The sequence below is a fragment of the Flavitalea sp. genome (assembly GCF_035489435.1).
In the GTDB taxonomy this organism is placed as follows: Bacteria; Bacteroidota; Bacteroidia; order Chitinophagales; family Chitinophagaceae; genus DATHKG01.
Genome location: NZ_DATHKG010000083.1, coordinates 31,710 through 47,479 on the forward strand (window position 1 = coordinate 31,710; position 15,770 = coordinate 47,479).

A 15,770-nucleotide genomic window follows, 5' to 3' on the forward strand; every position below is an offset into this window, starting at 1 on the left:
AATCCCTGTTTGTAAAAGGGAATTGCTATTTTGTCACAGTTAATAAGAACAATGAAAGAATCGAATTATTTGTTTAATCCTGAAGATGATATGGACTTTATGCCCATCATTCCGCTTAACGAGAATGATGGTGAAAATGGCACTGACACTGTGATTCCTGATGAATTATCCTTATTGCCGCTTAGAAATACCGTTCTTTTTCCGGGAGTGGTTCTGCCAATAACCGTGGGCCGGGATAAAAGTATCAAGGCCGTCAACGATGCATACAAGGCTGACAAATTGGTAGGTGTGGTTGCGCAAAAAGACAGTGCGGTAGAAGATCCGGTAGTTGCAGACCTGGAAGATATCGGGACCGTGGCAAAAATTATCAAGCTTATCAAGATGCCCGATGGTGGAACAACAGTGATCATCCAGGGTAAAAAAAGGTTTAAAGTTCAATCCATCATTTCAGAGGATCCATATTTCCGCGCAAAAGTTACTGTACTGGAAGATGAAACCATTGCAAAAAATGAAGACTTTGAGGCCTATGTTGCCAATATCAAGGACCTGGCCTCACAGATCATTTTACTATCTCCCAATCTTCCTTCTGAAGCGGGTATCATTCTAAAAAATATTGAAAACCCGTCTTTCCTTATACACTTCATCTCCAGTAACCTTAATACGGATCTTGCGGAAAAGCAAAAATTACTTGAGCTGAATCATATCCAGGAAAGAGCTGATCTGCTGATGCAGTTGTTGCAGAAAGAACTGCAGTTTGCTGAGCTGAAAAACAAGGTAACTACAAAGACAAAAACAGAACTTGATAAGCAACAGCGTGACTATTTTCTTCAACAGCAACTCAAAAGTATTAAAGACGAACTGGGAGGGGATACCAATGAGCGTGAGATAAAAGACATGCAGAAAAAAGCCGAGACCAAGAAATGGTCAGTTTCTGCGGCTGAAATGTTTAAAAAAGGAATAGAGAAGCTTGAAAGAATGCATCCAAGCACTCCTGATTATTCTGTTGTTTATAATCATCTTGACCTGATGCTTGATCTGCCCTGGGCCGATTATACACAGGATCTTTATGATCTTAGAAAGTCCAAGAAGATCCTTGATAAAGATCACTATGGCATGAATAAGGTAAAGGATCGTATTCTTGAATACCTGGCAGTATTGAAATTAAAGGGTGATATGAAGAGCCCTATTCTTTGTTTCCTGGGACCTCCCGGGGTTGGGAAAACTTCACTTGGCAGAAGTATAGCCAGTGCTATAGGACGCAAATATGCAAGGATAAGTTTGGGCGGTTTGCATGATGAAAGCGAAATCCGCGGACACCGTAAAACGTATATCGGTGCCATGCCTGGCCGGATAATCCAGTTAATACGCAAAGTCAAATCCAGTAATCCTGTAATTATACTGGATGAGATTGATAAGGTCGGAAGCGATGGCCGCGGCGATCCCTCATCCTCTTTGCTGGAAGTACTGGATCCTGAGCAGAACTATACTTTTTATGATAACTACCTGGAGCTTGAGTATGACCTCAGCAAAGTGTTGTTTATCGCAACAGCCAATGATATCAATCACATTCAACCCGCTCTGCGCGACCGGCTCGAGATCATAGATCTTAGCGGTTATGCGGTGGAAGAAAAAATTGAGATCGGTCGCAGGCACCTGGTTCCAAAGCAAAAAGAAGCCCATGGTCTGAAGGATATGACATTCAATATACCTGATAAGGTTCTTGAAAAAATTATACAGGATTATACGCGTGAAAGCGGGGTGCGTGAGTTGGATCGTTACCTGGCATCTGTGATGCGTTATGAGGCCCGTGAATATGCAATGAAAGATAAGATCAAGGCCGGGCTCACAATAAAAGACATAGAAAAGATCCTGGGTAAACCGAGGTACAGCAATGAATTATATAAGGTGGCAAACATGCCTGGAGTAGCGGTGGGACTGGCCTGGACCTATGTCGGGGGTGATATACTGTTTATTGAAACAAGTATCAGTGAAGGGAAAGGTGAGTTGAAACTAACAGGAAATCTGGGCAACGTGATGAAAGAATCTGCAATCACGGCACTCACTTTTTTGCACTCAAATGCTAAGAAGGTTGATCTGGCACCCGAACTGTTTAGTACTAAAACAATTCATGTTCATGTTCCCGAAGGTGCGGTACCCAAAGATGGTCCGAGCGCAGGCATCACTATGATGACGGCGATCGCTTCGGCGCTCAGTGGCCGGAAGGTAAAAAGTTACCTCGCCATGACAGGGGAGATTACTTTGAGGGGACAGGTTTTGCCAGTGGGCGGAATCAAAGAAAAGATCCTTGCCGCGAAACGCGCAGGTATAAAAGAGATCGTTTTGTGCTGGTTAAATGAAAAGGATATCCAGGAGATTGACTCTTCATTTATCAAGGGACTAAAGTTCCATTATGTAAAAACCATGACACAAGTCTTAGATATTGCACTTAGTTGATGAGGTTTTTAATGGCATTTTAATCGATTATGTAACTATCAGGTAAACATTGTATTGGAATCCCTGTTATATTTAAATAATCAATAAGAATTTTTCATGTTGGTTGTTTTAAGGGTTAAAGAAATTCCTCCATGTCCATGGAGGAATTTTTATTTTGGGTATATTCGTTTCGACTATGAAACGAGGCGCAATCATCACGATCTTCCTTATCAGAAGCATAGCCCTTGATGCGCAAACGCTAGGCGGCAGCAGCGTTTTTAATTTTCTTAGGCTGTCAAATACACCCCAGCTTACAGCTCTTGGCGGTGAAAACATTTCCAATCAATCGGAAGATATCGGGATGGCCTTCCATAATCCGTCTTTGTTAAGGCAAACCATGCATACGCAGGCTTCTTTTGTTTTTAATTCATTATATGGAGGGATAAAAAACTATCACCTGCAGGCAGGATACCGGGATGAATCACTCAAAACAAATTTTGCACTCGGGGTGGTTTATTTTAATTACGGTTCAGTGGATCAAACAGACGCTTCAGGTAATATCATGGGAATATTTAAGCCAAGAGATTACGTGGTTCAGTTAAGCATGAGCCGTAATTATTTATCTAGATGGGTTTATGGGGCCAGTCTAAAATATATCGGATCGCGTTATGGTGCTTATACTTCTTCTGGAGCCGCAATAGATCTTGGTTTGTCCTACCTCGATACAAGCGCAGGATTTCAGGCTTCGTTTGTGATAAAAAACATAGGCACGCAGTTGAACACATATACGGTCAGCTCAAGAGAAGAATTGCCATTTGACCTTCAGCTGGGGGTTTCAAAAAGATTGAAAAACGCGCCACTCCAGTTTTCATTAACAATGAATCGCCTCCACAGGTTTGATGTAACCTATAATGATTCGGTATACAATGATGAAAACGGTCTGGATCAGAACACGAAAAGTTTTAGCCTCGATAATATTTTCAGACATATCATTTTGGCCACCCAGGTTTATATCACTGATAAGGTGGAAGTTTCGATCGGCTACAATTACCTGCGAAGAAAAGAACTGAATATCGCGACATCAGGTAACGGCGTCAATGGTTTTTCAGCTGGTGTCGGTGTTTTGTTTAAAAAAATACAACTAAGATATGGACAGGCTTATTATCAGAGTAGCCGTGCATACCACCAGGTTGGTCTGAATATAAAGCTCAACGAATTTTCAACATTCGGAAAATTGTGAACTTCCATTTCTTCTTCTAAAAAACTTCTACTTTCTCGTTTTTGAAAGCTTCCCTCGGCGACAAGCCCAATAGCTCAAACATAATTTTATCTTCTCCAAAACTTGGGTTCGGAGTGGTGAGTAATTTTTCACCGGCGAAAATAGAATTCGCCCCGGCCATAAAACAAAGAGCCTGTTCAGCAACGGTCATTGTGGCCCGTCCTGCGCTTAACCTCACCATTGTTCGGGGCATAAGGATCCTTGCTGTGCCTATCATGCGGATCATATCCCACACATCAACACGTGTGTTGTTTTCCAGTGGAGTTCCTTTTACCGGAACCAGGGCATTGATGGGAACACTTTCCGGATGTTCAGGAAGGGTTGCTAAGGTGTGAAGCATGGTAATACGGTCAGCATGGTTTTCACCAAGTCCGATTATGCCACCACAACAGACACTTACTCCGGCTTTACGCACATTATCGAGCGTTTGCAAACGATCCTCATATGTTCTGGTGGTAATTATTTCTTCATAATATTCTGAAGAAGTATCCAGGTTATGATTATATGCATATAAACCAGCGTCTGCTAACTTCTGTGCCTGTTCGGATGTAAGCATCCCAAGTGTACAGCAAACTTCCATGCCTAAAGAATTAACACCCTTTACCATGTCGAGCACCCTGTCGAAGTCACGGTTATCTCTCACTTCGCGCCAGGCCGCACCCATACAAAACCTTGTAGAACCAGCTTCCTTAGCTTGTAATGCGTAGTTAAGCACTTCCTCTTTTTTCATCAGCGCATGTACCTTCACATCAGTGTTATATCTGGCAGCCTGCGGGCAATAAGCACAATCTTCACTGCAGCCCCCTGTTTTTATAGATAATAATGTACAAACCTGTACTTCTCCTGTTCCCTCATATTGACGGTGAACAGTGGCTGCCTTAAATATCAGATCAAGCAATGGGGTATTATAAATTTCCTGGATTTCTTCTTTTGTCCAATCGTTTCTGCGCGTGTCCATCATACGATTAATTTGCAAGCAAACGTACAGAAAAATAATTATGAATTATGAGTTATGAATTATGAAATTTAGTTATCATTCACCACTTTTGGTTTCATGTTTTTTATACAAATACATTGTTCTGGTTGTTCCGGGAATAGTTTGCTTATTAATAAGGTCGAAATAGACGGCTAGTGTGGATTCAAAATTTTCATGGTTATAGTCAGGGAATACATCTTCCCTGTTGGCCAGCATAGCAGTTACCTTGGGATCATCTTTGGGTACGAATTCAATTAACAGCCATTTTGTATACTCACTAAAAAATGAAGCAAGCATACTGAGGGGAATATTTTTGCCGATAACAAGATGATGAACAAGTGCGAGTGCCAATATAAGATCGCAATCTAATCTTTGGAGGAAACTACTTCGTTCAAGATTCCTGAAACCTGTGGCAGGTGTGGGAGCAGTGATATCTACTACGAGTGATAATATGTTAAGTGATTCTTTTTTGCTTAAAAGGAATAAACGGTTTATTGATGGCGCATCATTATCAATGGCAATAACAATGGCTCCTTTACTGCTTAACAGGTTTGAAAAAAAGCCATCATTTGATCCGATATCAATGGCAACAGATATTTGTAGATCGCCTGTAAGTTGAGTAAAGATGGTTCTTTTGCTTGCGAGATAATTTTCACTCAGGATGGTTTCAGCGTAATAAGTATTCCAGGCTGCCGGAGATTTATCATTTGATTTAAGTCCTAAAATAAGAGCCCGCAGATGACTCACCAGGTTTATCATTTTCTTTTTGCTGAATCTTATTTCCCCCCTCACTGTATGTTTTGTTTTAGCAACCGATGCAGGCAGGAAAACATGCAGCCAGCAACCCAGGCTTAGCCGGCTTCTGAAAGGTAAAAGGGTGGCGGTTTCTGCCGCGGTAATTCCATCCGGGAAACTTTGATAAACCTGGTTAATGTAAAACCTCTTGTAGTTTTCAAGTAAAAGCGGGAATAAAAAACATTCACAGAATTGGCGGTAAGCAATCCATGGTAAATCCTGGTTATAACGTTGAAAAGAAAGGGTATCAATAAAAATGGCCTGCCCGCTTACGAACTGAACATTATAAGGACTTGCATCTTTAAGGATCATGTCATGTGCAAGCGCAGTTTCCATGATATCAAGATGAAGTAGTGCGGCCGCTTTCAACGCATCAAAACTCCATTCAGAAGGATAACTGATCGCCTTTATTTTTTCTGGTTTAATCACCATCCATGCAGAATCATTGGCTCCCGCAATAGCATTCATTTCTTCGTGCTTAACCATCTGTTTCTTTGCTATCAGTTTAGCAAGCAAACCAGAATTTTTCAGCTGTGAATAATCTTCAGCATAAGACTTGTTGATTTGCCGGTAGATTATTCCATCCTGTTCAAAAATATGCCCTGAAGGATCTCTATAAGACGACGGGTGCCGGTTTGTATTCACGCCATATGTTTAAGCATGTATCAAAGAAAAACAATTTATTGCTTAGCCTTAGAGATTAAATTATCTATACACGCGAAATGTAGTAGATTAGCTACAATGGTTTTCGTTGAAAATGTAATTACAAAAATATTAATTTCTGCCATGTGTTTTTCTCTCCGCAAACTAAGGTTTTGTCTGTCATTTGCAATTGCAATATTATTGATAAACAACGGAAGGTCCATTGCCCAGGCTGACAATCTCGTGGCAGGTCAAGCCGTAAAAATCAATGGATTTATAGGCGAAAAACTTGCAAATGCTTCCGCCAATCGTGTGTTTGCGCAGGATGTAAACCGGCTGATTGAACCATTTAAACATCGTGATGAAACACGTTGCTGGCAAACTGAGTTCTGGGGCAAATGGTTTACCTCCGCTGTTCTTGCATATCGTTATCAGCCAACTGCAGCTTCAAAGGCTATACTTGACAAGGCAGTTGCTGACTTAGTAAAAACCCAGACGCCTGACGGATATATAGGGAATTACAAAGCAACAAATCTGTTGGATCAATGGGACATTTGGGGAAGAAAATATTGTTTGCTCGGGCTCATAGATTATTATGATATCACAAAGGATAAAAACACGTTAGCTGCGGCTTCAAAGCTTGCTGATAACTTATTGAGCGATTTGTCTGCCCGGGGTGATACCATCGTTACAAAAGGAAATCATCGTGGTATGGCTGCTTCATCGGTTCTTGAACCGCTTTGCCTGTTATATACACGTACAAAAAACAATAAATATCTTGAAGCAGCAGAAAAAATTGTTGCCCAATGGGAAACTCCTGTCGGACCTCAACTCATCAGCAAAGCCTCCGTAGATGTTGCTTCAAGGTTTCCAAATCCCGGCCCTGAAAAATGGTTCAGCTGGATGCAGGGGCAGAAATCATATGAGATGATGTCTTGTTACGAGGGGTTATTGGAGTTGTACAGGATAACGGGTAATCCTTTGTATAGGCAAGCGGTAGAGAAAACCTGGCAGAACATTCTTGAAACCGAGATAAATGCTGCCGGCTCCGGCTCTGCCATTGAATGTTGGTTTGGTGGCAGGCAGTTGCAGGCTAACTCAATTTACAAATACCAGGAAACCTGTGTGACTGTTACCTGGATAAAACTGAGCCAGCAACTTTTAAAACTCACAGGAGAATCAAAATATGCTGATGCGATAGAAATTGCTTACTACAATGCTTTGCTGGGAGCTATGAGTCCCGATGGCAGGCATTGGGCGCAGTATACGCCTCTTTCAGGAAGAAGAATGGAAGGAGAGGAGCATTGTAATATGGGACTTAACTGCTGTATTGCGAGCGGGCCAAGGGGGTTGTTCACTCTTCCACACACAACAGTGATGTCAGCTGCAAACGGTATTTCGATCAATTTTTTTGTTGATGGTGTATACGAATCTGTTAGTCCGAAAAAACAAAAAATAACAGTTAACCAGCAAACTCAATATCCACAAAACGGCAATGTTGTTGCTTCCATAACGCTGACAAAACCGGAATCATTCGAATTGAGGATAAGGATCCCTCAATGGAGTTCAAATACGACTGTGAAAGTGAATGGTGAAATGATAACTGGTGTAACAGCAGGTGATTTTAAAAAGTTGACAAGGACCTGGAAAAACGGCGATCGAATCGAACTGGCATTTGATATGACCACAAGACTGCAAACGCTCGGTAAAAATCCAACTTATGTTGCTTTCATGCGTGGCCCTGTATTATTTGCCAGGGATACAAGGCTGGGCGGACCGGAACTGACTGCAGTACTCAAGCCAGTCAAAACAAAAGATGGAGGATTTATCCTGACAGATACGGCAACAAGTAAAAAAGATATCTGGATTGAAGTAAAAGGGCTTTTCGCTCCGGAATCTTATCCTGAAAATCGCGAAAAACCTATACAGGTAGCATTATGCGATTATGCTTCAGCAGGCAACGGTGCAGAAGCTTCTTATTTTGTTGTATGGATGCCACAGCTGCTTGATGCGAGACTCAGGTGAAATTCAGTTGTGAGTTGTGAGTGGTGAGTGGTGAGTTGAGTTATGAGTTATGAGTGATGAGTGATGAGTTGAGTGACCGAGTTGATTGGCTGAGTTGGTGATGGTAAGTCTAGAGTGAGTGCGTGGAACAAACGCACAACCCCGATAGGGGTTGATTTCGCAAGGCCCGGGGTGAAATCCCGGGTTCAGAGGTCGTTCGATTTTTCGTTGTCTTTTTTTGGCCTTTTAAAAAAAGATTTCACTTTCCACCAGATTGTTTTGAAATAAAACAGGGCGCCCAAAACAGCAGCGATAATTGCCTGTATAAGGTAACTACCGCTGCCTGGGTCGATATAAATGAAGTAGAGGTTAATCATGAAAATAACTAAGATTGGTTGATGGGGTAAGCGCCAGAAGCGTTTCATACATCAATTCAATGGTCTGTTCGATGTCCTTTTTATGCAACATCTCGACGGTTGTATGCATATATCGCAAAGGGATAGAAATTAACACCGAAGGACATCCTTCGTTCGCATAAGCAAATGAATCGGTATCAGTACCGGTACTTCTTGAAACCGTACGCATTTGTACCGGGATCTTCTTCTGTGAGGCAATATTCTCAACAAAGGCCAGCAGCTTATTATGAACCGCAGGTCCATACGCCAGCGAAGGTCCCTTTCCACAGAGTACATCACCTTCAATAATCTTATTAATCATCGGGGTATGTGTATCATGCGTAACATCTGTTATGATGGCAACATCCGGTTTTATCCGGCGTGCTATCATCTCCGCACCGCGCAAACCAATTTCCTCCTGTACAGCATTCACAACATATAGAGCATATGGAAGTTTCTTGTTGTTCTCCCTGATAAGTCGAGCCACTTCTGCAATCATATAACCACCGATCCGGTTGTCAAAAGCTCTTGCTATATAATAGTCATAGGCCATTTCATCGAAGCCATCCTGGTAGGTAACTACGGCTCCTATATGTATGCCCAGATCCTCAATTTCTTTTTTATTCCTTGCGCCACAGTCAAGACATAAATTATCAACTCTTGGTTGTGGTTCTTTTGAATCGTTATTGCTGAGACGGGTATGTATTGCCGGCCACCCGAAAACTGCTTTTACAGGTCCTTTTTTGCCATGAATAAACACTCGTTGAGCAGGAGCAATCTGGTGATCGACACCACCATTTCTTTTAAGATAAATAAGTCCTTCCGGAGTGATATAGTTAACAAACCAGCTGATTTCATCTGCATGACCTTCAATAACTACTTTGAAGGTCGCTTTTGGATTGATTACCCCTACAGCCGTTCCATATGGGTCAGTAAAATGGCTATCAACATAAGGTTTAATATAGTCGAGCCAAAGCTTCTGACCGCTGCTTTCAAAACCAACGGGTGAAGGATTATTCAGATAACTTTTTAAAAATTCATAGGATTTTCCGGTTATTCCCGGAGCCGATTTTTTTTTGGATAACTGTTTAGCCATATTTTATGATAGTTGGTTTAAATGATTGTCGGTTTAAATAAAAATCGAGGTCAGCAATGCGGATAACATCATCATTCCATCAAGGATAATATAGTAAAGATAGTCGGAAAAGTTTTTCTTCGCCACATAGTACAATGGTATCATAATTAAGCCGGGCAAAAGTATCAATACTACCTGTAATGTTGTAAATCCGCACCAAACCAGTAAGAAGGTAATAATTGCAAATGCTGACAAGGAAAAATAAAATAGCTTGTCCACACCTTTGTTGTCGAGATAAGTGATCATACTCCTGATTCCCTCTTTTTTGTCATAATCACGATCACGGTAATCGAACAGGATACAGATACTATAAATGAAGAACAAACGGGAAGCGCAGAATAATATTTGAGATGAGTCCCAGTTTTTGCCTGAAATAAAGATGGGCAGGGCCGTGGTAACATACATCCAGACCATTGCAAGAAATACAGTTTTACCTACAGCAATATTCCTCAGTATTCTGAGATAAGGCACTTTCGGGGCCGAATACAGAAATGTGAGAATAACGCCTATGCCTAGCCAAAACCAGTGCTCCGTGAAATAGAAAAAATACCAGACCGCACCAATTACCCCAATGATAAACAGGATTTTATGAACGGTTTTATTACGGATTGTCCACCCCAGTCTCACCATATTAGTTTCAACAGATGGTGTAAGTCCCCAATGAAAATTATAACTACAGATCGTAGAAAAGAAAACAAAGCAACAGTAATGAAAAACATCATATTGAAGATTCAACAGCTGGTTTGTCTGATAAATCATCACCAATGCGCAAACTGCGATGTATATACTGCTGAATACCAGGAAATGAATGGACGATTTGACCAACCCCCGCATGCCTCTGCGATTAGTGTTGTCCATAACTGTTAGAAAGAGGTCCCGGTGAAAGCATTTACCGGTCTCGTTTAGTTTATACGTTGAATTACTATTTGTTCAGTAGTAACGGTATCGCTAACGTGTTTGTCCTTATCCCTTAAAGCAAGTCTGATAATAATACTGTCACTTTCAAAGCCGGTGGATGAACCCGGATTGGCCGGTGCGCGCTCGGCAGATATTAATTGCAACTGATAAAACAGCCTCATTTCCAGTTCACCGTTGGTTTTTTTTGGAAAATCTGCTACTGATAGTGAAAAAGTATCCCTGATAGTTGTGGTTTTCCGGAGGTTCTGCCTGATTTTTTGAACAAAAATGGATTCAAGATCCGCCTCTTTGTCCCGGAATTCCAGGTTAATACTCAGGTCACCGTTCACAGGAATGAGTTTCGAACTGAGTGATTTAACATTAATGGATGGTTTGGTGTCTACCTTATCTTTGCTGCACGAAATCGCTATCAACGTAACTATCAACACCAAAGCAGGTAAAATGTACCGCATATTAAAAAACATTATTGATTACAAATTTAACGGTCGGAAAGTGAATATAAGTATATGAATTGTGAATACGAAGATAAAATTTTTCAGGCGAATGCCGGGAATTTTGAGGCGATTGCTATGTTGGTGTTCCGTTTCCAGGCAGCAAATAATGAGGTTTACCGGGATTATCTTTCCGCTCTCAAAGTTGATCCGTTCAGCATCTCCCGGCTATCTGAGATTCCGTTTTTGCCAATTTCGTTTTTCAAAACACAAAAAATAGTTACAGGCCAGTTTGAGCCTGAGGTAATATTCGAAAGCAGTGGAACTACCGGTTCTGTCAGCAGTAAACACTTCGTGAAAAAAACCGGCCTTTACCGCCGCAGTTTTATGGAAGCATTTAAATTATTTTATGATTTGCCGGAAAAATGGTGCGTGATAGGACTATTACCTTCATATCTTGAAAGATCATCCTCATCGTTGGTTATGATGGTTGATGAGTTAATCAAATCTTCAAAACATCCCCTGGGTGGATTCTATCTATACGAACACCAGAAATTAAGAGACAACCTGGTGAAATTACAGCAGGCAGGTCAACGCACCTTGCTTATCGGTGTGAGCTTCGCATTGCTGGATTTTGGCGAACAGTTCGGTATGCCACTTAATAATGCTGTAGTAATGGAGACCGGAGGAATGAAAGGTCGTCGTGCTGAAATTACACGTCCACATTTACATCAAACCCTTGAGAAGTATTTTAATTTAACGGATATTCATTCAGAATATGGCATGACGGAATTGTTATCCCAGGCATATTCTCTCTCAAATGGTTTGTTCAGTTGCCCGCCATGGATGAGGGTTATGGTAAGAGATGAAGATGATCCTCTTTCCGTAAATCATAACGGCAAGGGAATACTTAACATTATCGACCTGGCTAATCTTTACTCCTGTTCATTTATAGCGACCGACGATATAGGCGTCGTGCACAACGATCTTAGATTCGAAGTACAGGGCCGGATGGACAACAGTGATGTAAGGGGATGTAGTTTGATGGTGAGCGACGTTGGGAGTTATGAGTTATGAGTGATGAGTGATAAGTTGAGTGGTGAGTTGAGTGGTGAGTTGAGTCTTTGAGGTGATTGAGTTATGAGATTATAAGCAGTGTTATGAGGCATGTGAGTGATTTGTCGGGTGATGAGTTGTTTGTGATTTGTCGGGCGATGAGTTGTTTGTGATTAGGGGTGAGGGTTAGAGATGATTGGAATCAGAGAGGGATGGAGCATTTTATTCTGCTGCTTTCAAAAGCTGCCTCGATGATACGGATGGTATTGTATCCATGCTCGGGTGTTTCGGAAAGCGGTTTTCCTTTGACAAGTGTTTCGTAAATGTTCCTGTAGTAGTCACCGTAATTTCCTTTAAGGGAAGGATATTTTTCCCTGATGATTTTTCCATCGATTTCAGTATGCAATAGTCCATAAATAGATTCAGGTTCAGCACCCCAATCCGCACCCAATGGTAATTCGCCGGCTCTCAGTTTTGCTTCCTGTACATCCTCGCCATATTTTATGAATGAGCCTTTTGTACCGTGAATCATATACCTGGGCCCGGGCTCACGTACAAGCATACCCGCAGTTAACCGGACATGCAAAAATCCATAGTCGAGGCGCAGATCAAAATAATCGTCTGTTTTCGCATGAGAACGCTGCATTCTCACGTCTGCAATGATTCCGGAGGGCCATCCAAATAATGTCAGTGCCTGGTCAATAAGGTGAGCCCCAAGATCGAAAAGTATCCCGCTTCCAGGTTCTGGCTTTTCCCGCCAGGCCTGGGGCCTTTCCTCGATCCGATACCGGTCATAATGCGCTTCAAATTCATGAATGTCACCCAGTAGTTTTTTATCCAGGATTTCCCTGATGGTATGATAGTCACTTACATATCGCCTGTTCTGGTAAACGCTGAGCATTTTTCCGCTTGTGGCTGCTATTTGAACCAGCTCTTTTGCTTCGCCAGATGTATTTGCAAAAGGTTTTTCCAGGATTACGTTTTTACCTGCCTCAAGTGCCAGTTTAGCATAAGGAAAATGCGTTTCATTAGGAGTTGTAACAACTATAAGGTCGATTTCAGGATCATTTACCATTTCTTCAATTGACCTTACGATACGAACTCCGGGATACTTTTGCGCCGATTCGGATTTAGATCTTTCCAGCACACTCACGAGTTTAAAACCTGGATTAGTTATTATAAAAGGAGCATGAAAAACTTTTGCCGAAATCCCGAAACCTACAATACCTGTACGTATTACCATATTTGCGACTATTGTATAATAAAATAAGTATTTGTTAGAATAACTATTGCGAAACGACTATTGCCAAAACTGACTATTGCGAAAATTGACTATTGCAAAAATTGACTATCACGAATAAATGATTATAGTCGCTAGTTCCAATCATGCTTAACAACTTCGTAGTTGATTAGTTCGTGATTAATTAGTGATTGATTAAATATCGGAATAAAATGGTTATCGTGATTAATAACTGTCGCGATCAAAAACTATCCTGACAAATAAACTATCCTGGTCAAAAAACTATTCCGGCTAATAAACTATCCTGACCAATAAACTATCCTGACCAATAAATTATCCCGATTAGTAAACTATCATGTTTAATAATCAATCATTGTAAACGATCGTTATTAAAATAAATTTCGCTAAAATATTTAAACAAAGGCGTTTAGAATCATTACCCCTATGATACCGACAATAGCAACGATCGATTCCATTAATGACCACGAACGAAGTGTATCTTTCATGCTAAGATTGAAGTATTCCTTAAACATCCAGAATCCGCCATCATTCACATGCGAAAACATCAGGCTTCCTGCACCAATCGCCAGCACCATCAGGTTTGGATTTGCATTTGACTGTATAAGTATCGGGGCCATAATACCGGCGGTTGTTAGTCCGGCTACGGTCGCGGATCCGATACAGACCCTGATGATACAGGCTATCAGCCAGCCGAGTAATAATGGGTGAATGTTCCAGGTTTGTAAAACGCTGGCTATCTGGTTGCTCACGCCGCTGTCAACAAAAACCTGTTTTAATGCACCTGCGCCGGCAACGATAAAAATGATCATTGCAATGTCCTTCACAGCATCGCTGTAGAGATTCATGATGGTACTCATTTTTTTGCCCATCAATATTCCCAGGGTATAAGTGGCAACTATCAGTGCAATAAGCATTACAGTTGTTGGCTCGCTGACGAAAACGGCCACGTCGCGGGCGACCCCTTCTGCCGGAAGAAAAAAAGGAATTACTGTAGTTGCCATTAGCAGGATCACAGGCAGGAGGGATGATAAAAAACTATTAGCTCTTCCTGGCAAAAGGTGGGCCGGTAGAGTCTGAACCTCGAAGGTCTTGAGCGGTACAGATATGATTCCCCTGAGCGATTTTGAAAATATAGGTCCCGCAACAATGATGGCAGGTATTGCCACGATCATTCCATATAATAAGGTAAGACCCATGTTAGCCTTAAACTGGGCAACCAGGGCGGTAGGTGCCGGATGTGGTGGAAGGAAACCATGGGTTACCGAGAGGGAAGCCAGCATAGGTAAACCGATATAGACTGCCGGAAGCTTGTATTGATATACCACTGAAAAAATGAGCGGTATCATTAATACAAATCCGACATTATAAAAAAGTGGAATTCCAACTATAAAACCGGTTGCCATCAACGCCCACTGGATATATTTCAGGCCAAAAATCCCCATCATAGTAGAGGCAATCTGCTGCGCTGCGCCACTTTCAGCCACTAGTTTGCCTAACATTGCACCAAGACTAATTACAATTACCAGGCTGCCAAGTGTGTCACCGATACCTTTTTGAACAGACCCTGTTATGGTCCTCAACGGGATTCCGAGTAAAAGCCCGGTTGCAATAGATACCAGCAGAAAAGCAAGGAAGGCGTTTATCTTGCCCCAGGAAATAAGAATAACCAGGGATAGGATACACAACACAATCATAAGTAGCGTCATAGCATTCGTGGATTATGTTCACGAATATATGGTAAACCCGTAAAAAGCTAGCTTCCTGGATTATTGTAATTTGTTGATTTTGCACGTTCAGGGAGTTCACTCGGTTCTTCCCTTCGCCGGATGGGCCTTTCGGTTAGTTTGATTTGCCACTGTGATTCCTGCTTAGTTTGGTCGTTTATGCCGGTGGCTGCTGTTGTCTCCGGCCAGCTTTTAGTGCCTTGATCGGCTTTTTTAACCATTCTTTCAGCGGTAGTGGCTGCCCAGCCCTGCTCGGCTTCAGTAACTCCGCCCAGGAATCGAATGTGGCAAATCAACCCAACCTCAGGCCATCCTGCACGTTCTAACCTCGTTCACTTGAGGAGATATGCGAACAGCACAACAAAATTCAACATTCACTTATCGCAGTTATCAGGATTGCAGTCTATGCATTCCATTATTAGCACTTCTATTAGCACTTCAGGTTTCAGCATTCCGTTAGCAGCATGCAGTTATTGCAATGCAATAGTCGCAATTGCAATTATCCCGATAAGCTTCTCTATCCTTCGCTGAATTACGCTTATCGAATTATACTTCAACAATTCAGATGTAGACATTCAGTGTAAACCTCTAACCAGAACCACGATTGTTATTTGAAAAAGATTTTGTATCGCCGTTGGGGGGCTTTTGTGGATATTGGGGCTGATGGTTTTGTTTCAAAAGTTTGACCTTTACAGGATCAACAATCATCCAGGCATATGTA

At 41.7% G+C, this 15,770-nt stretch carries 12 protein-coding genes; 4 read left to right on the plus strand and 8 right to left on the minus strand.

Translation table 11 applies throughout. From position 1 onward, the window contains the following. Positions 1–51: 51 nt before the first annotated feature. Both lon and porQ read left to right on the plus strand, forming a co-directional pair. Entirely contained in the window at positions 52–2,454 is a 2,403-nt protein-coding gene (gene lon, locus VK664_RS12450; RefSeq protein WP_461398991.1) for an endopeptidase La, read from the plus strand. Between the two features lie 175 nt (positions 2,455–2,629). Further along, on the plus strand, positions 2,630–3,673 hold the full coding sequence (gene porQ / locus VK664_RS12455; RefSeq protein ID WP_461398992.1) for a type IX secretion system protein PorQ: 1,044 nt from the start codon (positions 2,630–2,632) through the stop codon (positions 3,671–3,673). A 16-nt stretch (positions 3,674–3,689) separates the two neighbouring features. Here porQ and bioB read toward each other — a convergent pair whose 3' ends face one another. Continuing rightward, the gene (gene bioB, locus VK664_RS12460) at positions 3,690–4,673 is read right to left on the minus strand and encodes a biotin synthase BioB (protein WP_461398993.1); all 984 of its coding nucleotides are present in this window, start codon (positions 4,671–4,673) and stop codon (positions 3,690–3,692) included. 72 nt (positions 4,674–4,745) lie between these two features. Beyond that, entirely contained in the window at positions 4,746–6,128 is a 1,383-nt protein-coding gene (locus tag VK664_RS12465; RefSeq protein ID WP_461398994.1) for a methyltransferase domain-containing protein, read from the minus strand. Between the two features lie 96 nt (positions 6,129–6,224). On the opposite strand from VK664_RS12465, the gene VK664_RS12470 reads away from it, so the two are divergent. Next, on the plus strand, positions 6,225–8,150 hold the full coding sequence (locus tag VK664_RS12470) for a glycoside hydrolase family 127 protein (RefSeq protein ID WP_461398995.1): 1,926 nt from the start codon (positions 6,225–6,227) through the stop codon (positions 8,148–8,150). A gap of 185 nt (positions 8,151–8,335) precedes the next feature. On the opposite strand, the gene VK664_RS12475 is transcribed toward VK664_RS12470, so the two are convergent. The 4 genes from VK664_RS12475 to VK664_RS12490 all read right to left on the minus strand — a co-directional run bounded on the left by VK664_RS12475 (position 8,336) and on the right by VK664_RS12490 (position 11,029). Further along, the gene (locus VK664_RS12475; RefSeq protein WP_461398996.1) at positions 8,336–8,506 is read right to left on the minus strand and encodes a hypothetical protein; all 171 of its coding nucleotides are present in this window, start codon (positions 8,504–8,506) and stop codon (positions 8,336–8,338) included. Further along, entirely contained in the window at positions 8,499–9,620 is a 1,122-nt protein-coding gene (locus VK664_RS12480) for a M42 family metallopeptidase (RefSeq protein ID WP_461398997.1), read from the minus strand. Before VK664_RS12480 ends, VK664_RS12475 begins: the two co-directional genes overlap by 8 nt. 33 nt (positions 9,621–9,653) lie before the next feature. Continuing rightward, the gene (locus VK664_RS12485; RefSeq protein ID WP_461398998.1) at positions 9,654–10,493 is read right to left on the minus strand and encodes a UbiA family prenyltransferase; all 840 of its coding nucleotides are present in this window, start codon (positions 10,491–10,493) and stop codon (positions 9,654–9,656) included. A 68-nt stretch (positions 10,494–10,561) separates the two neighbouring features. Continuing rightward, positions 10,562–11,029 carry a hypothetical protein gene (locus VK664_RS12490; RefSeq protein WP_461398999.1) on the minus strand — a complete coding sequence of 156 codons (468 nt, stop codon included), beginning with the start codon at positions 11,027–11,029 and terminating at the stop codon, positions 10,562–10,564. Between the two features lie 54 nt (positions 11,030–11,083). On the opposite strand from VK664_RS12490, the gene VK664_RS12495 reads away from it, so the two are divergent. Further along, on the plus strand, positions 11,084–12,085 hold the full coding sequence (locus tag VK664_RS12495; RefSeq protein ID WP_461399000.1) for a LuxE/PaaK family acyltransferase: 1,002 nt from the start codon (positions 11,084–11,086) through the stop codon (positions 12,083–12,085). Between the two features lie 181 nt (positions 12,086–12,266). Here the strand turns inward: VK664_RS12495 and VK664_RS12500 are convergent, their stop codons facing one another. Both VK664_RS12500 and VK664_RS12505 read right to left on the minus strand, forming a co-directional pair. Beyond that, the gene (locus tag VK664_RS12500; RefSeq protein ID WP_461399001.1) at positions 12,267–13,307 is read right to left on the minus strand and encodes a Gfo/Idh/MocA family oxidoreductase; all 1,041 of its coding nucleotides are present in this window, start codon (positions 13,305–13,307) and stop codon (positions 12,267–12,269) included. Between the two features lie 410 nt (positions 13,308–13,717). Then, complete coding sequence (locus tag VK664_RS12505) at positions 13,718–15,031, minus strand: gluconate:H+ symporter (RefSeq protein WP_461399002.1); 1,314 nt, start codon at positions 15,029–15,031, stop codon at positions 13,718–13,720. Positions 15,032–15,770: the final 739 nt, after the last annotated feature.

Coding starts and splice junctions, on each gene's coding strand:
- bioB (WP_461398993.1), bottom strand. CDS start 4,673: ATGATGGACACGCGCAGAAACGATTGGACAAAAGAAGAAATCCAGGAA.
- lon (WP_461398991.1), top strand. CDS start 52: ATGAAAGAATCGAATTATTTGTTTAATCCTGAAGATGATATGGACTTT.
- porQ (WP_461398992.1), top strand. CDS start 2,630: ATGAAACGAGGCGCAATCATCACGATCTTCCTTATCAGAAGCATAGCC.
- VK664_RS12505 (WP_461399002.1), bottom strand. CDS start 15,031: ATGACGCTACTTATGATTGTGTTGTGTATCCTATCCCTGGTTATTCTT.
- VK664_RS12480 (WP_461398997.1), bottom strand. CDS start 9,620: ATGGCTAAACAGTTATCCAAAAAAAAATCGGCTCCGGGAATAACCGGA.
- VK664_RS12500 (WP_461399001.1), bottom strand. CDS start 13,307: ATGGTAATACGTACAGGTATTGTAGGTTTCGGGATTTCGGCAAAAGTT.
- VK664_RS12490 (WP_461398999.1), bottom strand. CDS start 11,029: ATGCGGTACATTTTACCTGCTTTGGTGTTGATAGTTACGTTGATAGCG.
- VK664_RS12485 (WP_461398998.1), bottom strand. CDS start 10,493: ATGCGGGGGTTGGTCAAATCGTCCATTCATTTCCTGGTATTCAGCAGT.
- VK664_RS12495 (WP_461399000.1), top strand. CDS start 11,084: ATGAATTGTGAATACGAAGATAAAATTTTTCAGGCGAATGCCGGGAAT.
- VK664_RS12470 (WP_461398995.1), top strand. CDS start 6,225: ATGGTTTTCGTTGAAAATGTAATTACAAAAATATTAATTTCTGCCATG.
- VK664_RS12475 (WP_461398996.1), bottom strand. CDS start 8,506: ATGATTAACCTCTACTTCATTTATATCGACCCAGGCAGCGGTAGTTAC.